The sequence below is a fragment of the Pseudomonas tolaasii NCPPB 2192 genome (assembly GCF_002813445.1).
GTDB lineage: Bacteria > Pseudomonadota > Gammaproteobacteria > Pseudomonadales > Pseudomonadaceae > Aquipseudomonas > Aquipseudomonas tolaasii.
Window position 1 is genome coordinate 1,138,859 of sequence record NZ_PHHD01000001.1, and the last position, 24,634, is coordinate 1,163,492.

General features: G+C 59.8%; 23 protein-coding genes. 4 read left to right on the forward strand and 19 right to left on the reverse strand.

What is annotated here, in order from left to right; genetic code table 11:
* Nucleotides 1–103: 103 nt before the first annotated feature.
* From ATI14_RS05345 to ATI14_RS05380, 8 genes are all read right to left on the reverse strand, one after another.
* On the reverse strand, nt 104–988 hold the full coding sequence (locus ATI14_RS05345) for an ABC transporter permease subunit (RefSeq protein ID WP_016973035.1): 885 nt from the start codon (nt 986–988) through the stop codon (nt 104–106).
* Nucleotides 985–1,905, reverse strand: coding sequence for an ABC transporter permease subunit (locus ATI14_RS05350; protein ID WP_016973036.1), 921 nt, complete (start codon nt 1,903–1,905; stop codon nt 985–987). Before ATI14_RS05350 ends, ATI14_RS05345 begins: the two co-directional genes overlap by 4 nt.
* Nucleotides 1,902–3,044 carry an ABC transporter ATP-binding protein gene (locus ATI14_RS05355; protein WP_016973037.1) on the reverse strand — a complete coding sequence of 381 codons (1,143 nt, stop codon included), beginning with the start codon at nt 3,042–3,044 and terminating at the stop codon, nt 1,902–1,904. The genes ATI14_RS05350 and ATI14_RS05355 overlap by 4 nt, the downstream gene beginning before the upstream one ends.
* Before the next feature lie 67 nt (nt 3,045–3,111).
* Entirely contained in the window at nt 3,112–4,206 is a 1,095-nt protein-coding gene (locus ATI14_RS05360; RefSeq protein WP_080520155.1) for a polyamine ABC transporter substrate-binding protein, read from the reverse strand.
* 152 nt (nt 4,207–4,358) lie between these two features.
* Entirely contained in the window at nt 4,359–5,453 is a 1,095-nt protein-coding gene (locus ATI14_RS05365; RefSeq protein ID WP_026083135.1) for a polyamine ABC transporter substrate-binding protein, read from the reverse strand.
* 191 nt (nt 5,454–5,644) lie between these two features.
* Nucleotides 5,645–7,009 carry an aspartate aminotransferase family protein gene (locus ATI14_RS05370; RefSeq protein WP_016973040.1) on the reverse strand — a complete coding sequence of 455 codons (1,365 nt, stop codon included), beginning with the start codon at nt 7,007–7,009 and terminating at the stop codon, nt 5,645–5,647.
* A 58-nt stretch (nt 7,010–7,067) separates the two neighbouring features.
* Nucleotides 7,068–8,426, reverse strand: coding sequence for a glutamine synthetase family protein (locus tag ATI14_RS05375; RefSeq protein WP_003176780.1), 1,359 nt, complete (start codon nt 8,424–8,426; stop codon nt 7,068–7,070).
* A 39-nt stretch (nt 8,427–8,465) separates the two neighbouring features.
* Complete coding sequence (locus ATI14_RS05380; protein ID WP_016973041.1) at nt 8,466–9,245, reverse strand: gamma-glutamyl-gamma-aminobutyrate hydrolase family protein; 780 nt, start codon at nt 9,243–9,245, stop codon at nt 8,466–8,468.
* A 278-nt stretch (nt 9,246–9,523) separates the two neighbouring features.
* Here ATI14_RS05380 and ATI14_RS05385 point away from each other — a divergent pair, with 278 nt between their 5' ends.
* Complete coding sequence (locus tag ATI14_RS05385; protein WP_016973042.1) at nt 9,524–10,900, forward strand: glutamine synthetase family protein; 1,377 nt, start codon at nt 9,524–9,526, stop codon at nt 10,898–10,900.
* 12 nt (nt 10,901–10,912) lie between these two features.
* Here the strand turns inward: ATI14_RS05385 and ATI14_RS05390 are convergent, their stop codons facing one another.
* Entirely contained in the window at nt 10,913–11,113 is a 201-nt protein-coding gene (locus ATI14_RS05390; protein WP_016973043.1) for a hypothetical protein, read from the reverse strand.
* Between ATI14_RS05390 and ATI14_RS05395 the strand changes: the two genes are divergently transcribed.
* Complete coding sequence (locus ATI14_RS05395) at nt 11,112–11,771, forward strand: TetR/AcrR family transcriptional regulator (RefSeq protein ID WP_016973044.1); 660 nt, start codon at nt 11,112–11,114, stop codon at nt 11,769–11,771. The genes ATI14_RS05390 and ATI14_RS05395 overlap by 2 nt on opposite strands.
* 56 nt (nt 11,772–11,827) lie before the next feature.
* On the opposite strand, the gene ATI14_RS05400 is transcribed toward ATI14_RS05395, so the two are convergent.
* The 8 genes from ATI14_RS05400 to ATI14_RS05435 all read right to left on the reverse strand — a co-directional run bounded on the left by ATI14_RS05400 (nt 11,828) and on the right by ATI14_RS05435 (nt 19,016).
* Nucleotides 11,828–12,043: a TOBE domain-containing protein gene (locus ATI14_RS05400; protein WP_003213899.1), complete on the reverse strand. Its 216-nt coding sequence runs from the start codon at nt 12,041–12,043 to the stop codon at nt 11,828–11,830.
* A gap of 28 nt (nt 12,044–12,071) precedes the next feature.
* Nucleotides 12,072–12,878: an aliphatic sulfonates ABC transporter ATP-binding protein gene (gene ssuB, locus ATI14_RS05405; protein WP_016973045.1), complete on the reverse strand. Its 807-nt coding sequence runs from the start codon at nt 12,876–12,878 to the stop codon at nt 12,072–12,074.
* A complete protein-coding gene (gene ssuC / locus ATI14_RS05410) occupies nt 12,875–13,663 on the reverse strand; it encodes an aliphatic sulfonate ABC transporter permease SsuC (protein WP_016973046.1) in 789 nt (262 codons plus the stop codon). Before ssuC ends, ssuB begins: the two co-directional genes overlap by 4 nt.
* 9 nt (nt 13,664–13,672) lie before the next feature.
* On the reverse strand, nt 13,673–14,821 hold the full coding sequence (ssuD, locus tag ATI14_RS05415; protein WP_080520156.1) for an FMNH2-dependent alkanesulfonate monooxygenase: 1,149 nt from the start codon (nt 14,819–14,821) through the stop codon (nt 13,673–13,675).
* A gap of 25 nt (nt 14,822–14,846) precedes the next feature.
* The gene (locus tag ATI14_RS05420; RefSeq protein ID WP_016973048.1) at nt 14,847–15,815 is read right to left on the reverse strand and encodes a sulfonate ABC transporter substrate-binding protein; all 969 of its coding nucleotides are present in this window, start codon (nt 15,813–15,815) and stop codon (nt 14,847–14,849) included.
* Between the two features lie 94 nt (nt 15,816–15,909).
* Complete coding sequence (gene ssuE / locus ATI14_RS05425; protein ID WP_016973049.1) at nt 15,910–16,503, reverse strand: NADPH-dependent FMN reductase; 594 nt, start codon at nt 16,501–16,503, stop codon at nt 15,910–15,912.
* Between the two features lie 250 nt (nt 16,504–16,753).
* Entirely contained in the window at nt 16,754–17,392 is a 639-nt protein-coding gene (locus ATI14_RS05430) for a peroxiredoxin (protein WP_003195267.1), read from the reverse strand.
* Nucleotides 17,393–17,666: 274 nt separating this feature from the next.
* Nucleotides 17,667–19,016: an OprD family porin gene (locus ATI14_RS05435; RefSeq protein WP_016973050.1), complete on the reverse strand. Its 1,350-nt coding sequence runs from the start codon at nt 19,014–19,016 to the stop codon at nt 17,667–17,669.
* 370 nt (nt 19,017–19,386) lie between these two features.
* On the opposite strand from ATI14_RS05435, the gene tauA reads away from it, so the two are divergent.
* Nucleotides 19,387–20,373 carry a taurine ABC transporter substrate-binding protein gene (gene tauA, locus ATI14_RS05440; protein ID WP_016973051.1) on the forward strand — a complete coding sequence of 329 codons (987 nt, stop codon included), beginning with the start codon at nt 19,387–19,389 and terminating at the stop codon, nt 20,371–20,373.
* 110 nt (nt 20,374–20,483) lie between these two features.
* Here the strand turns inward: tauA and argA are convergent, their stop codons facing one another.
* A complete protein-coding gene (argA, locus tag ATI14_RS05445; protein ID WP_016973052.1) occupies nt 20,484–21,782 on the reverse strand; it encodes an amino-acid N-acetyltransferase in 1,299 nt (432 codons plus the stop codon).
* 135 nt (nt 21,783–21,917) lie between these two features.
* Nucleotides 21,918–23,066: an acetylornithine deacetylase gene (gene argE / locus ATI14_RS05450; RefSeq protein WP_016973053.1), complete on the reverse strand. Its 1,149-nt coding sequence runs from the start codon at nt 23,064–23,066 to the stop codon at nt 21,918–21,920.
* A gap of 158 nt (nt 23,067–23,224) precedes the next feature.
* On the opposite strand from argE, the gene ATI14_RS05455 reads away from it, so the two are divergent.
* The gene (locus ATI14_RS05455; RefSeq protein WP_016973054.1) at nt 23,225–24,592 is read left to right on the forward strand and encodes a CYTH domain-containing protein; all 1,368 of its coding nucleotides are present in this window, start codon (nt 23,225–23,227) and stop codon (nt 24,590–24,592) included.
* Nucleotides 24,593–24,634 lie beyond the last annotated feature (42 nt).

A 24,634-nucleotide genomic window follows, 5' to 3' on the forward strand; every position in this document is an offset into this window, starting at 1 on the left:
CGCTCTGCGTGGGAATGCAGTCAGGGACGCTCTGCGTCCAAAGCGTGACGCAGAGCGTCACAGGAGGCGTTCCCACGCGGAGCGTGGGAACGATCATGTACCGCTAGACCGGAGCCGGCGCGCGGCGCTTGTCGGGCTGTTGCCAGCCGTCCGCCGCCGCTTCTTCGATGGCTTGCTGAATGGCCTTCTTGCGCATCTCTTCGGCACGCCGGCTGAAGAACCACACCAGGAAAGTCACCAGCGACACCGCCAACAGAATCAGGCTGGCCACGGCGTTGATCTCGGGTTTAACCCCAAGGCGCACGGCCGAGAACACTTCCATCGGCAAGGTGGTCGAGCCCGGGCCCGACACGAAGCTGGCCAGTACCAGGTCATCCAGCGACAGCGCGAACGACATCATGCCGCCCGCCGCCAGCGACGGCGCGATCATCGGGATGGTGATCAGGAAGAACACCTTCCACGGCCGTGCGCCCAGATCCATCGCCGCCTCTTCAATCGACAGGTCCAGCTCGCGCAGGCGCGCCGACACCACCACCGCCACATACGCCGCACAGAACGTGGTGTGGGCGATCCAGATGGTCACGATGCCACGCTCCTGGGGCCAGCCGATCATCTGCGCCATGGCCACGAACAGCAGCAACAGCGACAGACCGGTGATCACTTCGGGCATGACCAGCGGCGCCGTCACCAGGCCGCCGAACAGCGTGCGACCCTTGAAGTGGCTGATGCGGGTCAGCACAAAGGCCGCCAGCGTACCCAACGCCACCGCCGCAACGGCGGTGTAGCAGGCGATTTCCAGCGAGCGTGCCACCGAGCCCATCAACTGGGTATTGTCCAGCAGGCCCACGTACCACTTCACCGACCAACCGCCCCACACCGTCACCAGCTTGGATTCGTTGAACGAGTAGATCACCAGGATCAGCATCGGCAGGTAAATGAACAACAAGCCCGCTACCAGCATGAAGCTTGAGAAACTGAAACGCTTCATATCTTGCCCTCCATCTCTTTGGCTTGGCTGCGGTTGAACAGGATGATCGGCACGATCAGGATCGCCAGCATCACCACTGCCAGGGCAGACGCCACAGGCCAGTCACGGTTGTTGAAGAATTCTTGCCACAACACTTTACCGATCATCAGGGTTTCCGGGCCGCCGAGCAGTTCCGGGATCACGAACTCGCCCACCACCGGGATAAACACCAGCATGCAGCCGGCGATGATGCCGTTCTTGGACAGCGGCACGGTGATTTTCCAGAAGCTGTTGAAGGTGCTCGAACCCAGGTCGGAGGCGGCTTCCAGCAGGCTCTGGTCGTGTTTGACCAGGTTGGCGTACAGCGGCAGGATCATGAACGGCAGGTACGAATAGACCACGCCGATGTACACCGCAATGTTGGTGTTGAGGATCTGCAGCGGTTCGTTGATCAGCCCCATCGACATCAGGAAGCCGTTGAGCAACCCGTTGTTGCTGAGAATGCCCATCCACGCATACACGCGGATCAGGATCGCGGTCCAGGTCGGCATCATGATCAGCAGCACCAGCACGGTCTGCATTTCCTTGCGCGCACTGGCAATGGCGTAGGCCATCGGGTAGCCGATCAGCAGGCACAGCAGCGTGCTGAAGAACGCCATTTTCAGCGAGCCCAGGTACGCGGCGATGTAGAGCTCGTCATCGCCGAGCATCGCGTAGTTGCCCAGGTTCAGCACCAGTTGCAGCTTTTGCTCAACGAAGGTGTAGATCTCGGTGTACGGCGGAATGGCCACGTCGGCTTCGGCAAAACTGATCTTCAATACGATGAAGAACGGCAGCATGAAGAACAGGAACAGCCAGAGAAACGGGATCCCGATGACAACATGTTTGCCACCGGGTGTTATTCGTTGCAGGCGGCGTTTGAGCTTCTTCATATTCATGAGCGAAGTACCACGCCGCTGTCGTCTTCCCACCACACGTACACCTGGTCACCCCAGGTCGGCCGCTGGCCACGGCGCTCGGCGTTGGCGACGAAGGACTGCACCAGTTTGCCGCTCGGCAGCTCTACGTAGAACACCGAGTGGCCGCCCAGGTAGGCGATGTCGTGCACCTTGCCGCTGGACCAGTTGTGCTCGCAGGTCGGCATTTCGGTGGTGACCAGCAGTTTTTCCGGGCGGATGGCGTAGGTCACCGACTTGTCTTCCACCGAGGTGGCAATGCCGTAGCCCACGTAGATGTCGCGGTCCAGGTCAGCGCACTTGAGCACTGCATGGCCTTCGGCGTCATCCACCACCTGGGTGTCGAAGATGTTCACGTTGCCGATGAACTCGCACACCAGGCGGCTGGTCGGGGTTTCGTAGATGTCGATCGGGCTGCCGATCTGGGCGATCCAGCCCAGGTGCATGATCGCGATGCGCTCGGCCATCGTCATGGCCTCTTCCTGGTCGTGGGTCACCATCACGCAGGTCACGCCCACGCGCTCGATGATCTCTACCAGCTCAAGCTGCATCTGCGAACGCAGCTTCTTGTCGAGTGCGCCCATCGGCTCATCGAGCAGCAGCAATTTCGGGCGTTTGGCCAGGGAACGAGCCAGAGCCACACGCTGACGCTGGCCACCGGACAGCTGGTGCGGCTTGCGCTTGGCGTACTGGCTCATCTGCACCAGCTTGAGCATTTCGGCCACGCGGGCATCGATCTCGGCCTTGGGGATCTTGTCCTGTTGCAGGCCGAAGGCGATGTTTTGCGCCACGGTCATGTGCGGGAACAAGGCGTAGGACTGGAACATCATGTTGATCGGCCGCTCGTAGGGCGGCATGTCGGTGATGTCTTCACCGTCGAGATAAATGCGCCCCTCAGTCGGGCGTTCGAAACCTGCGAGCATGCGCAGCAAGGTGGATTTGCCCGAACCCGAACCGCCGAGCAAGGCGAAGATCTCGCCTTTTTTGATTTCCAGGGACACATCGTCCACGGCAATCGTCTCGTCGAACTTCTTCGTGACCCGGTCGATTTTGACCAACACCTTTTTCGGTGTCTGGTCGCCCTCGAGGGCTTTCTTATAGGCGCCGGAGGCAACTGCCATTTACGAAACTCCCAGAAAAAAAGAGTGCAGTTCGCCCAATGCGGACGAACCCTGGATAAGTTGAGTTTTACTTGCCCGTCTTGACCTTGGTCCAGCTACGGGTCATCAAACGTTGCACTTTCGGGGGTAGCTCGAAGTTGACGAATGTCCGGTCGAGCACCGCCTGCGGTGGGTAAACCGCTGCGTCAGTGCGTATCGATTGCTCCATCAGTTTGTCCGCCCCTGGGTTAGGGTTGGCGTAACCGACGTAATCACTGACCTGAGCGATCACTTCAGGTTGCAGTAAATAGTTGATGTAGGCGTGGGCCTCTTTGACGTTGGCGGCATCCGCCGGGATCGCCAGCACGTCAAACCACAGGTTGCCGCCTTCTTTCGGAATCGCGTAGGCGATGTTGATGCCTTTGCCGGCTTCTTTCGCGCGGGCCTTGGCCTGGAACACGTCGCCGGAGAAACCCGCCGCCACGCAGATGTTGCCGTTGGCCAGGTCCGAGATGTACTTGGATGAGTGGAAGTAGGTCGCGTAAGGCCGCACTTTGAGCAGCTTTTCTTCGGCCTTCTTGTAGTCCTCAGGGTTGGTGCTGTTGGGGTTCAGGCCCATGTAGTTGAGCACCGCCGGCAGCATTTCATCCGCCGAGTCCATGAACGACACGCCGCAGGTGGCGAGCTTCTTCATGTTTTCCGGTTCGAACAGCACCGCCCAGGAGTCGATATGGTCGACGCCCAGCACTTCCTTCACCTTATCGACGTTGTAACCAATGCCGTTGGTGCCCCACAGGTATGGCACCGCGTATTGATTGCCCGGGTCGTTCTTTTCCAGGCGCTTGAGCAGCACCGGGTCAAGGTTGGAATAATGAGTCAGCAATGACTTGTCGAGCTTTTGAAACGCCCCGGCCTTGATCTGCTTGCCGAGGAAATGGTTGGACGGCACCACCACGTCGTAACCGGTGCGCCCGGCCAGCAACTTGCCCTCCAGGGTTTCGTTGGAATCAAACACGTCATACACGGGCTTGATGCCGGTGGCCTTTTCGAAATTGGCCAGGGTGTCGGTGCCGATATAGTCCGACCAGTTATAAATATGCACGGTAGGCGCAGCCTGCACGCTGATTGCCAGCGTGATACCTGCACCCGCCAGCATGGCTTTGCGAAATAAAGAAATTGGCAAGTGGAGGTCCTCTTAAATAGTTGGGCCTTAAAGTTGTTGCCCGGCAACAAAACCGGCGCGCAACTTACCCTCGATAAACCGATCCGGCAAAACTTTCTGTCATTTAATGTGTGAGAGGAGCAGTCCGACTGCCCCTCCACAGGTTTCAGGGCTTATTTGCCCGATTTGATCTTGGTCCAGCTGCGTGTCATTTCACGCTGGGTTGCAGCCGGCAAGTCGGCAATGGCGTAGAGCTTGGCCTGCACGTCCGCTGGCGGGTAGATGCCCGGGTCGCTGGTGATGTCCTTGTCGACCAGTGCGGTGGCTTTCTCGTTACCGTTCGGGAAACGCACGCTGTTGGTGATCGAAGCCATGACTTCCGGCTTGAGCAGGTAGTTCATGAACTTGTAGGCCGCGTCGACGTTTTCGGCATCTTTAGGGATGGCGACCATGTCGAAGAAGCTGCCGGCGCCTTCTTTCGGAATGTCGTAGGCCACTTTCACCTTGCCGCCGGCCTCAGCCGCACGGGACTTGGCCTGCTGGATGTCACCCGAATAACCCACGGCTACGCAGATGTTGCCGTTGGCCAGGTCCGAGATGTACTTGGACGAGTGGAAGTAACCGATCGAAGGGCGCAGTTTGAGGAACAGGTCTTCGGCCTGTTTCAGGTCGGCTTTTTTCTGGGTGTCGGTGGGCAGGCCCAGGTAATGCAACGCCACTGGCAGCATTTCGGTCGGCGAGTCCAGGAAGCTCACGCCGCAGCTTTTCAGCTTGGCAATGTTTTCCGGCTTGAGCAGCACATCCCACGAATCGATCTTGTCCACGCCCAGCGCAGCCTTGACCTTCTCCGGGTTGTAACCGATGCCGATCGAGCCCCACATGTACGGGAAAGCGTGCTTGTTGTCCGGGTCGCTGACCGACACGGCTTTGAGCAGGGATTTGTTCAGGTTGTCGTAGTTGGACAGCTTGGACTTGTCCAGCTCCTGGTAAACGCCGGCCTTGATCTGCTTGGCGAGGAAGTTGTTCGACGGTACGACGATGTCGTAACCGGACTTGCCTGCCAGCAACTTGGCTTCCAGGGTTTCGTTGCTGTCGAAAACGTCGTACACCACTTTGATGCCCGACTCTTTTTCAAAGTTGGCGATGGTGTCCGGTGCAATGTAGTCGGACCAGTTGTAGACGTGCAGCACTTTATCGTCTGCCTGGGCCGCGCCCGCCATTGCGCCCATCAGGGACAAGGCGAGGAGGGTCTTGCCAGCGTTCTTCAAACCTAATGCCTTCATTTGGTGATGCTCCGATTTTTTCTTTTTGGGCCACATTCTTCATCGTTAAGCGGCCCGTCCAAGGGCAACAAAACAGGGCGACAGTCTGGCAAGTTAAGAGGCCGGCTTTCAACCAAAGCCTCATTTATAACTGCCCGGCACGCAGCGCCCGAAAGCCTGCGTGCTGAGCCTAGCACTTAGCCCTGCAATGCCGCCAAAGTCAGGTCCAGGCAGTGGCGAGCCTTGGTCACCAGCTCGTCGATTTCCACCTTGCTGATCACCAGCGACGGCGAAATGATCATGGTGTCGCCCACGGCGCGCATGATCAGGCCATTTTCGAAGCAGAACGTGCGGCAAATCATGCCCACACCTTTGCCTTCATAGCGTTTGCGCGTGGCTTTGTCCTGCACCAGCTCAATCGCCCCGAGCATGCCCACACCGCGCACTTCACCCACCAGCGGGTGATCAGCCAGTTCCCTCAGACGTTTCTGCAAATACGGTGCCGTTTCTTCGTGGACCCGGCTGACGATTTTTTCATCGCGCATGATGCGGATGTTTTCCAGCGCCACCGCGGCGGCCACCGGGTGACCGGAATAGGTAAAGCCGTGGTTGAAATCACCGCCCTCATTGAGCACGGCCACCACGTCGTCGTGCACGATCAGGCCGCCCATGGGGATGTAGCCCGAGGTCAGACCCTTGGCGATGGTCATCATGTGCGGCTTGAGGCCGTAGAAGTCACTGCCGAACCACTCGCCGGTACGGCCGAAGCCGCAGATCACTTCGTCGGCGACAAACAGAATGTCGTACTTGGCGAGGATCTCCTTGATGCGCGGCCAGTAGGTGTCTGGCGGCACGATCACGCCACCGGCGCCCTGGATCGGCTCGGCAATGAAGGCACCGACATTGTCCACGCCGACTTCCAGAATCTTCTCTTCCAGCTGGTTGGCGGCCCACACCCCGAACTCTTCCGGGCTCATGTCGCCGCCTTCGCCATACCAGTACGGCTGGGCGATGTGGGTGATGCCCGGAATCGGCAAGTCGCCCTGTTCATGCATATAGGTCATGCCGCCCAGGCTGGCGCCGGCCACGGTGGAGCCGTGGTAGCCATTCTTGCGGCTGATGATGGTTTTCTTGTTGGGCTGGCCCTTGATCGCCCAGTAGTGGCGGACCATGCGCAACATGGTGTCGTTGCCTTCGGAGCCCGAACCGGTGAAGAACACGTGGTTCATGCCCGCTGGCGCCACGTCGGCAATGACTTTGGCCAACTCCAGCACCGGCGGGTGAGCGGTCTGGAAGAACAGGTTGTAGTACGGCAGTTCTTTCATCTGCCTGGCAGCGGCGTCAGCCAGTTCATCGCGACCGTATCCGATCGCTACGCACCACAGGCCGGCCATGCCATCGAGGATCTTGTTGCCTTCGCTGTCCCACAGGTAAACGCCGTGGGCCTTGGTGATGATCCGTGGGCCCTTCTCTTTCAATTGCTTGAAATCGCTGAACGGCGCCAGGTGATGATCGCTGCTCAAGGCTTGCCATTCACGGGTTTGCGGGTTGTTGCTGGACATACCAATCTCCTAGATGTTTCAGGTGAGGGCGCGCTGTTCCCACAGCGCGCCCGGCGCATCAGACGGCGAAGAGCAGGAATTCCCGCTCCCACGAACTGATCACGCGCTTGAAGTTTTCATGCTCGGCCCGCTTGACCGCGACATAGCCGGTGATGAATTTCTGACCCAGATATTTCTCGATGGTCTTGCTGTTTTCCATGCGTTCCAGCGCGTCTTCGATGGTCAACGGCAGGCGCAGGTTGCGGCGCTCGTAACCACGGCCCACCACAGGCGCACTCGGGTTGTGGCCTTCAACCATGCCGATGTAGCCGCACAGCAGGCTGGCGGCAATCGCCAGATACGGGTTGGCGTCGGCGCCCGGCAGGCGGTTTTCCACACGACGGTTCTGCGGGCCGGCATCCGGTACGCGCAGGCCCACGGTGCGGTTTTCTTCGCCCCACTCCACGTTCACCGGCGCCGAGGTGTCCGGCAGGAAGCGGCGGAACGAGTTCACGTTGGGCGCGAACAGCGGCAGCAATTCAGGGATGAATTTCTGCAGGCCGCCAATGTGGTTGAGGAACAGCTGGCTCATGGTCCCGTCTTCATTGGAGAAGACGTTCTTGCCGGTGGCGATGTCGATGATGCTCTGGTGCAGGTGCATCGCGCTGCCGGGCTCACCGGTCATCGGCTTGGCCATGAAGGTGGCGGCCACGTCGTGCTTGAGCGCGGCTTCACGCATGGTGCGCTTGAACACCAGGATCTGGTCGGCCAGGGACAGCGCGTCGCCGTGACGGAAGTTGATTTCCATCTGCGCCGTGCCGTCTTCGTGGATCAGCGTGTCGAGGTCAAGCTCCTGCAGCTCGCACCAGTCGTAGACGTCTTCGAACAGCGGGTCGAATTCGTTGGCGGCTTCTATAGAGAAGGACTGGCGACCGGTTTCCGGGCGACCGGAGCGGCCGATCGGCGGTTGCAGCGGGAAGTCCGGGTCTTCGCAGCGTTTGGTCAGGTAGAACTCCATCTCCGGCGCCACGATGGGCTGCCAGCCTTTGTCGGCATAGAGCTTGAGGACTTTCTTGAGCACGTTGCGCGGCGACAGCTCGATGGGGTTACCTTGCTTGTCGTAGGTGTCGTGGATCACCTGAGCGGTCGGCTCGATGGCCCACGGCACCAGGAACACGGCGTTCTGGTCGGGGCGGCAGATCATGTCGATGTCGGCCGGGTCGAGCAATTCGTAATAGATGTCGTCTTCGACATAGTCGCCGGTCACGGTCTGCAACAGAACGCTCTCGGGCAGGCGCATGCCTTTTTCGGCGATGAACTTGTTGGTCGGCGAGATCTTGCCCCGGGTGATGCCCGTGAGGTCGCCAATCATGCATTCGACTTCTGTGATCTTGTGGTCTTTCAACCAATCGGTGAGCTGGTCGAGGTTGTTACTCATAAATGCCTCTGGGCTGGGTTTCCTGACATCCATTAAAGGTCAGGCGTAAGTTGACGCAGCATCCGCGTCGCGTTGCATCGCCCGCTTTCGACAAGCCGTGCCAAAGGCCTGGAAGATCGCGAGGTAGTGCGGGTTAGAGCTTACCTGCCATTCGGGGTGCCATTGCACTCCTAAAGCAAAAGCCTTGCCCGACGTGTAAGAAAAAGCTTCGATCAAGCCATCGGGCGCCGTGGCCTCGACCTGCAAACCTGGCGCGAGGCGGTCAACGCCCTGCCCGTGGATCGAGTTGACCTGAATCGTCTGCGGCAACCCCAGGCTTGCCAATACCCCATTCGGGGAGATCGCCACGGCGTGCGCCGGGCCGTACTGGACGTCCAGCGGCTGGGTGTCGTCTTCGCGGTGATCCATCATGCCCGGCACTTCATGAACCTTCTGGTGCAGGCTGCCGCCAAACGCCACGTTCATTTCCTGGAAGCCCCGGCAGATGCCCAGCACGGGGACGCCTGCCGCAATCGCGGCACGCAGCAACGGCAGGGTGGTCTGGTCCCGTGCAGAATCATGAGCAGTCCCGGGCGCGCTGGCCGGGCCGTCGTAGTGAAAGGGTTCGATATTGGAAGGAGAGCCGGTAAACAGGATGCCGTCCAGACCGTCAAGAATATTGGCCGGGTCGAGCAGATCACCGAGGGACGGAATGATCAATGGCAAGCCCTTGGCAGCGGTGGCCACTGCACGGACATATTTGTCGCCACTGATGTGATAAGCATGCAGACCGACCTGTTTGGAGCAGGCGGTGACGCCGATTAACGGCAGGCGAGACATGAAGCACCCCGGTATTATTGCTGTTATGGGTTTGAATCGAGCTTAGCCTTGTTCATTTTTTTACACAACACCCCCGTAAAAAATACAACACGGCCCGCTCAAGCCTGCGAGTCCCAAGCCCTTCAAACCCAAAAAACCGCCCCAAAAAGCCCCAAAAAAGGCTTCAAGGCGCTTTTTTAGGGCAAAAAAGGCCTCGCTTGACTTCGGCATGCCGTTCGGGTTGACTGAAACCAGAAAAGATCAATGATTGATATTTTTAACAACAAAGGTGTTGCATCATGTCGGTACCCCCGCGTGCCGTTCAGCTTAACGAAGCGAACGCGTTCCTTAAGGATCATCCTGAGGTTCTGTACGTAGACCTTCTAATTGCGGATATGAATGGTGTGGTGCGCGGCAAGCGCATCGAACGCACCAGCCTCCACAAGGTTTACGAGAAGGGCATTAACCTGCCTGCCTCTCTATTTGCTCTGGATATCAACGGCTCGACGGTGGAAAGCACCGGCCTGGGTCTGGATATCGGTGATGCTGACCGAATCTGTTATCCAATCCCCGACACCCTGTGCAATGAACCCTGGCAAAAGCGCCCTACCGCGCAACTGCTGATGACCATGCACGAACTTGAAGGTGAACCTTTCTTCGCCGATCCGCGTGAAGTGCTCCGCCAAGTTGTAAGCAAATTTGACGACCTCGGTCTGACCATCTGCGCCGCTTTCGAGCTCGAGTTCTACCTGATCGACCAGGAGAACGTGAACGGCCGCCCACAACCGCCCCGCTCGCCGATCTCCGGCAAACGCCCGCACTCGACACAGGTCTACCTGATCGACGACCTCGACGAATACGTCGACTGCCTCCAGGACATTCTGGAAGGTGCCAAAGAGCAAGGCATCCCGGCCGACGCCATCGTCAAGGAAAGTGCCCCGGCGCAGTTCGAAGTGAACCTGCACCACGTCGCCGACCCGATCAAGGCCTGCGACTACGCCGTATTGCTCAAGCGCCTGATCAAGAACATCGCCTACGACCATGAAATGGACACCACCTTCATGGCCAAGCCTTACCCGGGCCAGGCAGGCAACGGTTTGCACGTGCACATTTCCGTACTGGACAAGGACGGCAAAAATATTTTTGCCAGCGAGGATCCCGAGCAGAACGCCGCATTGCGTCACGCGATCGGCGGTGTGCTCGAGACCCTGCCCGCCCAGATGGCGTTCCTGTGCCCCAACGTCAACTCCTACCGTCGTTTCGGCGCACAGTTCTACGTGCCGAACTCGCCGTGCTGGGGCCTGGACAACCGCACCGTGGCGATCCGCGTACCGACCGGCTCGTCCGACGCGGTACGTATCGAACACCGCGTGGCCGGTGCCGACGCCAACCCTTACCTGCTGATGGCCTCGGTGCTGGCAGGCGTGCACCACGGCCTGACCAACAAAATCGAGCCGAACGCACCGGTGGAAGGCAACAGCTACGAGCAGAACGAACAAAGCCTGCCGAACAACCTGCGCGATGCCCTGCGCGAGCTGGACGACAGCGAGGTGATGGCCAAGTACATCGATCCGAAGTACATCGATATCTTCGTCGCCTGTAAGGAAAGTGAGCTGGAAGAGTTCGAACACTCCATCTCCGACCTTGAGTACAACTGGTACCTGCATACCGTGTAAGCGGTTGCTGCGTTAAAAGAATGCCGCAGGCTTATGGCCTGCGGCATTTTTTTGCACTGCAATCTCGTTCCCACGCTCCGCGTGGGAATGCAGCCAGGGACGCTCTGCGTCCCAAGAGCGGACGCGGAGCGTCCAGTAAGGCATTCCCACGCTGAGCGTGGGAACGATCATCAGGTCGCGTACAATGCCCGCAGCCTTGTAGGAGACTTCCATGACCACCCGCCCCGCCGCCCCTCGCAAACCCCGCGCCCGCAGCCAGGGCCGGATCGACGCGATTCTCGACGCCGCCCGCACCTTGCTGGCCGCCGAAGGCGTGGCGAGTTTGTCGATCTACAGCGTGGCCGAGCGTGCGCACATTCCGCCGTCGTCGGTGTATCACTTTTTTGCCAGCGTACCGGCGTTGCTGGAGGCGCTGACGGCAGATGTGCACGCGGCCTTTCGCGCGGCGATCCAGGCGCCCATCGATCATGCCTCGCTCAAGCACTGGCGTGACCTGTCGTACATCGTGGAACAGCGCATGCTCACCATCTACGAGCACGACGCCGCCGCGCGCCAGCTGATTTTGGCGCAGCACGGCCTGACCGAAGTGACCCAGGCGGATCGTCAGCATGATCTGGAGTTGGGGGATTTGATGCTGGCCGTGTTCAGCCGCCACTTCGAAGTGCCGACGCTGCCAAATGACGTGGACGTATTCGCCCTGGCACTGGAGCTGAGTGACCGCGTGTATGCACGTTCGATCCACCAGCACGGGCAGATCACGTCGCGCATGGCCGAGGAAGGCATGCGGGTGTTTGATGCGTATGTGGGGCTGTATTTGCCAGCGTATTTGCCCAAACGGGCCTCATCGCAGGCAAGCCAGCTCCCACATTGACTGTGTTCACATATCAAAAGGTGGGAGCGGGCTTGCCCGTGATGGCGGGCCTGAGGTCACAACTTGGCGATCGACACCTCGGTGGACTTCACGAATGCAATCACTTCGCTGCCAATCACCAGTTCCAGCTCTTTGACCGAGCGGGTGGTAATCACCGAAGTCACGATGCCGGACGCGGTCTGCACGTCGATTTCCGACAGCACGTCGCCTTCGACGATTTCCTTGATGGTGCCTTTGAACTGGTTACGCACGTTGATGGCTTTAATAGTCATGGTCTTCTTCCTTCAGGGGACAAGTGAGTTATTGAGCCCAACGCAATTGCGTAGGCAGCGGTGAAACAGGTTCGGGTTCCGGCGGTGAGCCGGGCAGCGACAGCACACGGTTGAGCACTTCGGCTTCCAGCGCAGCCAGGCGATGTGAGCCACGGGCGCGGGGGCGCGGCAGGTCGACGATCAGGTCCAGGCCGATTTCGCCGTCTTCGATCAGGATCACCCGGTCGGCAATGGCCACGGCTTCGCTGACGTCGTGGGTCACCAGCAACACGGTGAAACCGTGCTTCTGCCAGAGGTTCTCGATCAGTTGCTGCATCTCGATGCGGGTCAGGGCATCCAGTGCGCCCAGCGGCTCGTCGAGCAGCAAAAGGCGCGGCTGGTGAATCAGTGCGCGCGCCAGGGCCACACGTTGCTTCTGCCCGCCGGACAGAGCCGCCGGCCACTCATTGGCGCGCTCGGCCAGGCCGACCGCTTCCAGGGCTTCCAGGGCTTTGGGGCGCCAGTCGCCTTTAAGGCCCAGGCCCACGTTGTCGATGATCTTTTTCCACGGCAGCAAGCGCGCTTCCTGGAACATCAATCGCGTGTCTTCGATCGACTCGCTCAACGGTGCAGACCCAGCCAGCAGCTCGCCGCCGCTGGCTTTGTCCAAGCCCGCGAGCAGGCGCAGCAAGGTACTTTTACCGCAGCCACTGCGGCCGACCACGGCCACGAACTGGCCCGCCGGAATATGCAGATCAATCTCTTTGAGCACTTCCCGCGCACCAAAGGCCTTGCGCAGTTTGCGCACCGCCAGCGGAATGCCTTTGAGCAGGCGCGGAGGTTGTTGAGCGGTCATGCCGCACCTCCTTTATTCACTTGGTAAGCCGGGTGCCAGCGCAGCCATACACGCTCAAGGCCACGGGCGGCGAGGTCGGCGAGCTTGCCGAGGATCGCGTACATGACGATGGCCAGCACCACCACGTCGGTTTGCAGGAATTCACGGGCGTTCATCGCCAGGTAGCCGATGCCGGAGCTGGCCGAGATGGTTTCCGCCACGATCAGCGTCAGCCACATGAAGCCCAGCGCGAACCGCACGCCCACCAGAATCGACGGCAACGCGCCCGGCAAAATCACCTGGCGAAACAGGCTGAAACCGGACAAACCGTAGCTGCGCGACATTTCCACCAACGCCGGGTCGACGTTGCGGATGCCGTGGTAGGTGTTCAGGTAGATCGGGAACAGCGTGCCGAGGGCGACCAGGAAAATCTTCGCGGTCTCGTCAATGCCGAACCACAGGATCACCAGCGGAATCAGCGCCAGGTGCGGCACGTTGCGGATCATCTGCACCGAGCTGTCCAGCAGGCGCTCGCCCCACTTCGACAAACCGGTGATAAAGCCCAGGGCCAGGCCGATGCTGCCACCGATCACAAAGCCCAGGCCCGCACGCCAGCCACTGATGGCCAGGTGCGTCCAGATTTCACCGCTGCGTACCAGGTTGATCCCGGCTTCGATCACCGCGCTCGGCGCCGGCAGAATGCGCGTCGACAACCAGCCCGCCGACACTGATAGCTGCCATATCGCCAGCAATAAAATCGGCAGCACCCAGGGCGCCACGCGGTGGCTTAACTTTTCAAGGTTCATGGCGGCGCCTCAGCTCTGTGACGCAGCTTTGGGAAGAATATCGTTGGCGACCATTTCGCCGAACGGGCTCACGTAACCGGCGCTTTTCGGCAGCTCGGGACGTTCGATATCCAGGTGCGGGAACAGCAGTTCCGCGACGCGATACGACTCCTCCAGGTGTGGGTAACCGGAGAAAATAAACGTGTCGATGCCCAGCGCTGCGTATTCTTTCACGCGCTCGGCCACGGTCGGGCCATCGCCCACCAATGCGGTGCCGGCACCACCGCGCACCAGGCCCACGCCCGCCCACAGGTTGGGGCTGACTTCGAGGTTGTCGCGGTTGCCGCCATGCAGAGCGGCCATGCGTTGCTGGCCGACGGAATCGAAACGCGCCAGGGAAGCCTGGGCACGGGCGATGGTGTCGTCATCCAGATGGGAAATCAGTTTGTCGGCGGCTTTCCACGCCTCTTCGTTGGTTTCACGCACGATCACATGCAGGCGAATGCCGAAGCGCACGGTACGCCCCAGCTTGGCGGCCTTGGCACGCACCTGTTCGATTTTTTCCGCGACGGCGGCCGGTGGCTCGCCCCAGGTCAGCACCATTTCCACCTGTTCGGCTGCCAGGTCCTGGGCGGCTTCGGAGGAGCCGCCGAAATACAGCGACGGACGCGGTTGCTGGATCGGTGGGTAGAGCAATTTGGCGCCCTTGACGCTGATGTGCTGGCCGTCGTAATCCACGGTTTCGCCTTCCAGCACACGGCGCCAGATGCGGGTGAATTCCACCGAGGCCTGATAACGCTCTTCATGGCTGAGGAACAAACCGTCGCCGGCCAATTCCTCAGGGTCACCGCCGGTGACGAGGTTGAACAACGCACGGCCACCGGACAGACGATCCAGCGTCGCAGCCTGGCGCGCCGCCACCGTCGGGGAAATGATCCCCGGGCGCAGGGCAACGAGAAATTTCAGACGCTGGGTCACCGGGATCAGCGAGGCGGCCACCAGCCACGAGTCTTCGCAGGAGCGGCCGGTCGGAATCAGCACGCCACCGAAACCCAGACGGTCAGCGGCCTGGGCCACTTGCTGCAAATAACCGTGGTCGACGGCGCGAGCGCCTTCGGCAGTGCCAAGGTAATGGCCGTCGCCGTGGGTAGGCAGAAACCAGAAAATATTGAGGCTCATGGAGTTGTCTCCTGAAGAAGTCGGATTACGGCGCTGTGGCAACGGCGGCGGGTGGCGTCCAGATCACGTCCTTGATGCTCAAGGGTTTGGGGATCAGTTTGAGTTGGTAGAAGCTGTCGGCGATTTTTTGCTGGGCGGCAACCACTTCCGGGGTCAGGAACAGCGCGCCGTAGCCCTGGCGTTTCACCGAGGTCAGGGTGATGTCAGCCGGCAGGCCGAGCAGCGGCGCAACTTGTTCGGTGACGTCCGTAGGGTTGGCCTTGGACCATTCGCCCACCGCGCGCACTTCTTCCACCAGCGCCTTGATCACTTCGGGGTGCTGCGTGGCGTAGGGTTTGGTGGCCAGGTAGAACTGGTGGTTGTCGGCGATGCCGGTACCGTCACGCAGGGTGCGGGCTTGCAGCTGTTTCTCGGCGGCGGCCTGGTACGGGTCCCAGATCACCCAGGCGTCCACGCTGCCGCGCTCGAAGGCGGCACGGGCGTCGGCGGGCGGCAGGAACACGGTCTGCACGTCGGTGTATTTGAGGCCGGCGTCTTCCAAAGCGCGCACCAGCAGGTAATGCACGTTGGAGCCTTTGTTCAGGACGATTTTCTTGCCCTTGAGCTCGGCCACGGATTTGATCGCGGAATCTTTCGGCACCAGGATCGCTTCGCTGGTCGGCGCCGGCGGCTCGTAGGCCACGTAAAGCAGGTCGGCACCCGCCGCCTGGGCGAAGACCGGCGGGGTTTCGCCGGTGACGCCGAAGTCGATGGAGCCGACGTTCAGGCCTTCGAGCAACTGCGGGCCGCCAGGGAATTCAGTCCACTGCACGTTCACGCCTTGGGCGGCCAGGCGCTTTTCCAGCGAGCCCTTGGCTTTGAGCAGCACCAGCGTGCCGTATTTCTGATAGCCGATCCGCAGGGTCTCGGCAGCCTGGGCTTGAACAATGGCGCCGAAGGACACAGCCGCAGCAAACAGTGCGACCAGACCACGACGCAAGATGACAGTGCGCATGGCGCTCTCTCCAAATAATGCGATGAGGGGGTTGGCTGCACCTGCTTGGCCGTTGGCGGCTGAGTAAGGTGAGTACTACAAAAACCGGTAAGGCTTAAATGCTCCAGCGAGCACTCAACAAACGCTCATTCAACACATGGGGGTCCAGCGGTTTCGGGCGACGGGCCATGGCGCTGTAGAAGGTTTCCAGGGCTTCGTGCAAGCGCTGTTCAAGCACCGGCACCAGTTGCGCCTGGGCACTGCCTTCGCCGTATGCGATCTGGCTGTCTTCGGCAAAAATGCCGTGGAGCAATTCCTGGGCTTTCAAGGCCGACAGCACGGGCTTCAGGGCGTAGTCCACGGCCAGCATATGGGCGATGCTGCCGCCGGTGGCCATCGGCAAGACGATCTTGTGGGCCAGGGCGCGTTCGGGCAGCAGGTCGAGCACGGTTTTCAGCGCGCCGGAGAACGAGGCCTTGTACACCGGCGTGGCGATCACCAGGCCGTCGGCGTTGGCCACTTGTTGCAGCAGGTCGATGACCTTGGGGCTGTCGAAGCGCGCGTGCAGCAAGTCTTCGGCCGGGAAGTCCCGTATCTGATAACTCACCACTTCCACGCCTTTTTGCTGCAGCCACTGACGGGATTTATCCAGCAAGACCCCGGAGCGGGAACGCTGGCTGGGGCTGCCTCCAAGTGTTACGACCAGCATGCAGGTATTCCTTGAGCAAGTGTCGGCGGTTCGCTGTGTGGCGATGTCGCCAAGATGGAACAGACCTTATCAGCACATTTATATATCTATAAATCTTATTTTTTCATTTGTTTATTCTTAAAACGCATATGAATTTCAAGAATCTCCAGCCGAAAAAAAAGGCCGTCGAAACGGCCTGAAAACCCCTGCTATGTGATTCGGTTTCAATACAGAACTTGTGTTGCCTGTGCCCGCGATAGAGATTTCAGCATCAGCGGTTAGGTTGTGGGGTGAGTCGCAGGTACGGCTTCACCGCGCGATAGCCCTTCGGAAAGCGCTTCTTGATTTCTTCCTCGTCTTTGAGCGACGGCACGATCACCACTTCATCACCGTCTTGCCAGTTCGCGGGGGTGGCGACCTTGTGGTTGTCGGTCAGCTGCAGCGAGTCGATAACCCGCAGGATTTCGTGGAAGTTGCGACCGGTGCTGGCCGGGTAAGTGATGGTCAGGCGGATCTTCTTGTTCGGGTCGATCACGAACAAGGAGCGCACGGTGAGCGTGTCACTGGCGTTCGGATGGATGAGGTCGTACAGGTCCGATACTTTGCGATCGGCATCGGCCAGGATCGGAAAGTTGACGACGGTGTTCTGGGTTTCGTTGATGTCTTCAATCCACTTGTGGTGCGAGTCCACCGGGTCCACCGACAGCGCGATGGCCTTGACGCCGCGCTTGGCAAATTCATCCTTGAGCTTGGCGGTAAAGCCCAACTCGGTGGTGCACACCGGGGTGAAGTCCGCCGGGTGGGAAAACAGCACGCCCCAGCTATCGCCCAGCCATTCGTGGAAACGAATCTTGCCGGCGCTGGAATCCTGTTCGAAGTCGGGGGCGATGTCGCCCAGTCTTAGGCTCATGGGTGTGGCTCCTGATGGGTGCTTATGGAGCCCACTGTGCATGGGTTGCAGATTATTTAAAAAGAATAAATATCGATTTATTTAGAAGATAAACGAATATTAAAAATGTGTTCATTGGACGCGGCAACGGGCGAGGCGCACCATTGATTCCAAGGTTCGAGAAGGCCTTGAGACGCTGTACAAAGAGGGGATTCAGGAAGGGCTTGCGGGGGTTGAGCCCGACTTGAAAGCAAAAAACCTTGCCCGGCATTGCGCCGGGCAAGGCTTTAAAGACTTACAACAGCGGGATCGAGTAGCTGACGATCAAGCGGTTTTCGTCTTGCGAGCGAGTAGCGGCCATATCGGTACGCCACATTGCGTTTTTCCAGGCAACACCCAGGTTTTTCAGCGGACCTTCCGGCACGACGTAAGCCAGAGTGATGTCACGTTCCCACTCGGTTTGGCCGGTGTGGGAAACGGTAGGTTTGGTTGTCACGGTGTCGATGTTGCTGCCACGCAGGTAAACGATACCGGCGGTCAGGCCAGGCACGCCGACTTTAGCGAAGTCGTAAGCGTAACGCGCTTGCCAGGTACGCTCGCCGGCACGGGCGAACTTCTGGATCTGCATGTCGGTAGTGGTGCTGTTCGACGAACCGTCACCCTGGTTCAGCCAAGGGAAGTCACTGTCGCCCTTGGTGTACTGATAACCGCCACCGAAGGTGTGACCGTTAACCGAGTACAAAGCCAGGTAGCTGTACAGGTCGTTGTCGACTTTGCCCTTGGTGATGTTGTTACCGTAGTAACCAGTGGTGTAGTAAGTGCTGGTGTCGCTGTTGGCACCATTGTCACGGCTACGGTAGTAACGCAGGTCGCTTTTCAGGACGCCAGGACCGATGGCCCAGTTATGGACGAGACCCAGGAAGTTCTGAGAGTAGAAATCCTTCAACTCGCCGTAGTAGTACGAAGCGGTCAGGTCTTTGGTGATTTTGTAGTCAGCACCGGCGTAGTAGAACTTGTTCACGAAACCGGTTGCGTAAGAACCGTTTGCACCCGCCAACGACAGACCTTCGTTGTTGCTGGAGTTACGGCCTTTGGCGTGCTCGATTTGACCGGCAGTCAGGGTCAGATCCTTGATTTCGTTCGAAACGATCTCGCCACCCTGGAAGGTTTGAGGCAGCAGACGACCGTCGTTGGACTTGATCACCGGGTTGTTTGGCAGCAGGGTGCCAACTTTCAGCACAGTCTGGGAAACCTTGACCTTACCGGTCAGCCCCAGGCTGGAAAAGTCATTGACAGCCGTGTTGCCATCGCTTGGGAACACAGTGCCGCCCGCTGCGGTGCCGCTGTAGTTACCGTGGTTCGCACGGCTGGAGTCCAGACGCACGCCGTACAGGCCAATAGCGTCAACACCGAACTGAACAGTACCTTGGGTGAAGCCGGAGATGAAACGCAGATCGAAGCCTTGACCCCATTCGGCGTTCTTGCTGCGAGTGGTAGGGCCTGCAGCGCCATCACGATTGTCAGTGTTGATGTAGAAGTTACGCAGCCCCAGTGTAGCCTTGCTGTCTTCGATGAAACCGGCGGAGTTCGCCTGTTGGGCAACCGCAGCCAAAGCCACGGCCAACGCCAATGTTGACTTCTTCATGTACCGCTCCTCTCATTTCTAATTTTTGTATTTCTAAGGTCTCGGGTCTGACGCCCTCGATCCACAGATGCGCGATTAGCGCCGGATAGTGACTACCAAGTCAATCGTAACTTTGTGTGTCTACTACCTTCGTCTAACCGCAGTTGATTTGGTCCCTGCAGGGTAATGAGTTTTTCATACACCCAAAAAGAATGTTTTCATTCTTTTTCATACGATTCCGGCATAAGGGTTGTTATAAAACGAGCCCGTCAGCGTAGACCAGCCGCTCCATAAGCTAATGCCAAAATGGTATTTACCAGCGCTTTTTTAGATCGATTAGTGTGGCCGTACTGTTGCATACGTCACCCACGATCAAAAAGGCGACGCCATCATGGCCAAACGCACATCCTCCCGTCAATTTGTTACAGTTTTTGTGTCACTAATACTTTCGTTTGGTGTCAAAGCGGCCGACCTGACGGTCGGCTACCAAACCGGTATCGACCCCAGCAAAGTCCCCCAGGCCGACGGCCTCTACGAGAAAACCATTGGCGAGAAGATTGCCTGGCGCCGCTTCAACAGTGGGCCGGAGGTAGTCACGGCCATCGCGTCCGGTGACGTGCAAATCGGCAATCTGGGCTCCAGCCCCCTCGCAGCGGCGGCTTCACGCAACCTTCCCATCGTGGCGTTTATCGTATCGGCGCAGATCAATGCTTCTGAAGCCCTGGTAGTGCGCAACGGCAGCGGTATCGACAAACCCCAGGACCTGGTGGGCAAAACCATTGCCACGCCTTTCGTCTCAACCTCTCATTACAGCCTGCTCGGCGCGCTGAAACATTGGGGGCTGGACACCCGGCAAGTCAAAGTCGTGAACCTGCAACCGGCTGAAATCGCCGCCGCGTGGAAACGGGGCGACATTGACGGCGCATTTGTGTGGTCGCCCGCCCTGGGCGAGATCCGTAAAACCGGAAAAACCCTGACAGACGCGGCCCAGGTGGGCCTGTGGGGCGCGCCGACATTTGAAGTCTGGGTGGCCCGCAAGGATTTCGCGGAAAAACATCCTGACGTAGTGGCCAGGTTTGCCAAGGTCACCCTCGACGCGTTCGCCGACTACGCAGCCCATAAAGACAGCTGGACGGTGGACTCTGAGCCGGTGCAGAAAATCGCCAAATTGACAGGCTCCAATGCGGCCGACATTCCTGAGCTGTTGGCCGGCACGACCTTTCCAGACGCCAAGGCACAGCAAACCGACGCACTGCTCAAAGGCGGCACGGCGAAGGCGATTGGGGAAACGGCGAGGTTCTTGAAGGAACAGGGAAAGGTTGAAACCGTGCTGCCGGATTATTCGGCATTCGTGACCGACAGATTCATTAAAGATTGAACACCGTCTAATGTGGGAGCGGGCTTGCTCGCGAAAGCGGAGTGCCAGTCAATGCATCTTTAACTGAACCACCGCTTTCGCGAGCAAGCCCGCTCCCACATTTGGAAGGCTTATAGCGCCTTCTCGAAAATCTTCGAATTACGCTGGTAGTTGTACAGCGACGCCCGCGCCGACGGCAGGCGGTCCACGCTGCTCGGTTCAAAACCGCGCTCGCGGAACCAGTGAGCCGTGCGGGTCGTCAGCACAAACAACGTCTTCAACCCCTGCGCGCGAGCGCGGGTTTCGATGCGCTCCAGCAATTCATCACCGCGCCCGCCGTGGCGGTACTCCGGGTTCACGGCCAGGCAGGCCAGCTCACCCGCATCCGAATCCGCAATCTGATACAGCGCTGCACACGCGATGATCATGCCTTCGCGCTCGACCACGCTGAACTGCTCGATTTCACGCTCCAGCACTTCCCGCGAACGGCGCACCAGAATGCCCTGCTCTTCCAGCGGGCTGATCAGGTCAAGCAAACCGCCGACGTCTTCAATTGCCGCTTCGCGCACCAGCTCGAATTGCTCCTGGGCCACCAGCGTACCGCCGCCGTCCCGGGTGAACAGCTCGGTGAGCAAGGCGCCGTCTTCGGCGTAACTCACGATATGGCTGCGCCCTACTCCGCCACGGCAAGCCTCGGCGGCGGCATCGAGCAATTCCGCCTGATAGTTGCTGCCCAGGCGCTGCAAGTGCGCCGGCACTTGTTGCGGGCGCAATTCGCGCACCAGGCGGCCGTGTTCATCGATCAGGCCGAGGTCAGCGCCAAACAGCAGCAACTTGTCGGCGCCCAGGTCGATGGCCGCGCGGGTGGCCACGTCTTCGCACGCCAGGTTGAAAATTTCACCGGTCGGTGAATAACCCAGCGGCGACAGCAACACGATCGAGCGCTCGTCGAGCAAGCGGTTGATGCCCTTGCGGTCAACGCGGCGCACTTCGCCGGTGTGGTGATAGTCGACGCCTTCGAGCACGCCGATCGGCCGCGCGGTCACCAGGTTGCCGCTGGCCACGCGCAGACGCGAGCCCTGCATCGGCGAAGAGGCCATGTCCATCGACAGGCGCGCCTCAATGGCGATACGCAGGTGGCCCACCGCGTCGATCACACATTCCAGCGTCGCGGCATCGGTGATGCGCAAGCCTTCGTGGTAAGCCGGGGTAAGGCCGCGCGCTTGAAGGCGGGTTTCGATCTGAGGACGCGAACCGTGGACCAGCACCAGCCGCACGCCGAGGCTGTGCAGCAGCACCAGGTCGTGAACGATATTGCCGAAGTTCGGATGTTCCACACCGTCGCCGGGCAGCATGACCACAAAGGTGCAGTCCCGGTGAGCATTGATGTAGGGCGAAGCGTGACGAAGCCAATTTACGTATTCGGGCATAAAACCTGGGCCTGTAATAAAAAGCAGCCAAAAAAAGATCAATCGTGAAAGCGCACAACGGGCTGATGGTTATCGTCGGAACAGGCTTGGCGACACGCTCGCTCTCCTTCTATGTACGAATGGGCAGGGGTTAATTTATGCGGGCTTGAGACAGTAGTGCCCGATCAGTTCACGCAATAGACGCACTGTAGGCGTCAAGCGTGACATTTCAAGGTACTCGCCCGGCTGATGGGCGCAGGCGATGTCGCCAGGGCCCAATACCAGGGTTTCGCAGCCAAGGCGCTGAAGATAAGGCGCTTCGGTGCCGAACGCTACTGCTTCGGCACGATGACCGGTCAAACGTTCCGCCACACGTACCAGCTCTGCGTCTTCAGGCTGTTCGAATGGCGGCACTTCAGGGAACAGCGGCGCGTAGTCGATCTTCACCTTGTGGCGTTCGGCCAACGGCTCAAGCTTCTGCCGGATGGCATCGCGCAGCACCTGAGGGTCCATGCCCGGCAGCGGCCGCAGGTCGAATTCCAGGGAACATTGCCCGCAAATACGGTTGGGGTTGTCGCCGCCGTGGATGCAGCCGAAGTTCATGGTCGGTTGCGGCACACTGAATTGCGGGTTGCGGTACTCGCGCTGCCAGGCCAGGCGCAGGCCTCGCAGCTCGCCGATGGCGTCGTGCATGGCCTCAAGCGCGCTGTGGCCCAGGCTCGGATCCGACGAATGACCGCTTCTACCGAGAATGTCGATGCGCTCCATCATTACGCCTTTGTGCAGGCGGATCGGCTTGAGGCCGGTCGGCTCGCCAATCACTGCGGCGCGCCCCAGTGGGCGACCTGCCTCGGCGAGTGCACGGGCGCCGGACATTGAGCTTTCTTCATCGCAGGTGGCAAGAATCAACAAGGGTTGCTTGAAGGGTTGATCCAGCAGCGGCAACACCGCTTCAATCGCCAACGCGAAAAAGCCCTTCATGTCACAACTGCCCAGTCCTACCCAACGGCCATCAACTTCCGTCAGCTTCAGCGGGTCGGTCTTCCACAGCGCCGCGTCATACGGAACGGTATCGCTATGACCAGCCAACACCAGGCCGCCGGGGCCGCTGCCAAAACTGGCGAGCAGGTTGAACTTGCCGGGGCTGACTTGCTGGATGTCGATGGCAAAACCCAAATCGCCCAGCCAGCCGGCAAGCAAATCGATTACCGGGCGGTTGGTCTGGTCGAGAGACGCCTGGGTGCAACTGACCGACGGCGCAGCAATCAAGGCGGCAAACTGCTCTTTCATGGACGGTAACGGCATGCGCGGTCTCTCAACTTCCCGGATGAGCCCCACTATAGAGCCATCTGCACGACACAATAAACCGTTGCGGCACGTTGCCGGGCTCAGTCCTGTACACTGCACGACCTTGGCAGCCACTCTTTTCCCCGGCTGCGCTCCCGATCCTGGATGTTCCGGCCATGCAAAAAGAAACCGAAATCAAGCTCCGCGTCAGCCGCGAGACCCTCGCCGCGCTGCGTGAGCACCCGCTCCTGAAAAAACGCAACAAAAGTGGCTGGGAACGCCGTGAGTTGATGAACCAGTATTTCGACACCCCCGAGCGCGACCTGGCCCAGGCCAAAGTCGCCCTGCGCCTGCGCAAGGACGGTGATGAAATCATCCAGACCCTCAAGACCCGTGGCCAGAGCGTCGCCGGCTTGTCGGAACGCAACGAGTACAACTGGGACCTGCCCAAAGCCAAGCTCGATGTGAAGAAACTCGACGGCGAATGCTGGCCCGAGCAACTGGCCGATCTGGACAAAAAGACCCTCAAGCCGATCTTCACCACCGACTTCGTGCGTGAACGCGCCGAAATCGCCTGGGGCCGCGGCAAGGCCAAAGTGGTCATCGAAGCCGCGCTGGACCTGGGCCACGTCGTGGTCGGCAAGCAGAAAGAAGAAATCTGCGAGCTGGAGTTGGAGCTGCGCGAAGGCGAACCGGCTGCGCTGCTGGAACTGGCCGCCGAACTGGCCGAAACCCTGGCCCTGATGCCGTGCGATATCAGCAAGGCCGAGCGCGGCTACCGCCTGTACGACGCCAGCAGCTACTCCCTGAGCCTGCCGGCCCCGGTACTGCACGCCGAAATGCCCCTGGACGACGCCTTCGTCGCCATCATGTGGCACCTGCTGGGCAGCAGTCAGCGCCTGGCCGAGCAATACCGCTTCAACGGCCACTGGCGCCTGCTGAAAGACTGGGTCGACCACCTCGGCGAACTGCGCGCCCTGATCGGCAGCCTCGGCCAGGCCGCACCGCGCCAGTCCACCAGTGAACTGCGCAGCGCACTCGATGCCCTGCTGGAAGACTGGCGCCCGCTGGTACAAGCCGGTGATGACGATGAAGACATCCGCAAAGCCGCGCCGGAACAGTTCGCCGAAGAATTGGACGACGTGCGCTGGGGCCTGTTCTCACTGAACTTGTCACGTTGGCTGCTGGCCCGTACCTGGACCGCCGACCGCAACGTGCGTGGCAATCGCCAGGGCGCCGCGCAGATCACCAACTGGTTGCCACGCCTGCTGGCCGACGACGCCGTCGCCCTGCAACTGCCACGCTACCAGCAGCAACCCGAAGACCTGGCCGAGCAACTGCCGCGCATCGAACGCATCCAGGCCTGGCTGCACCATGCACGCCACGTGGTCGATATTCCGGAGCTGGACCGCTTGTACGGTGAGCTGAACAAATTGGCGCAACTGGCCAACCAGTTGATTACCGATGAGTCGCTGGATGCGCGGATGCATCAGGCAATTGCGGTTTACCAGAACCGTGCCTGGAAAACCTTGCTGCGACTGTAAGATCGCCTTCGCGGGCAAGCCCGCTCCCACAGTGGAATGCGT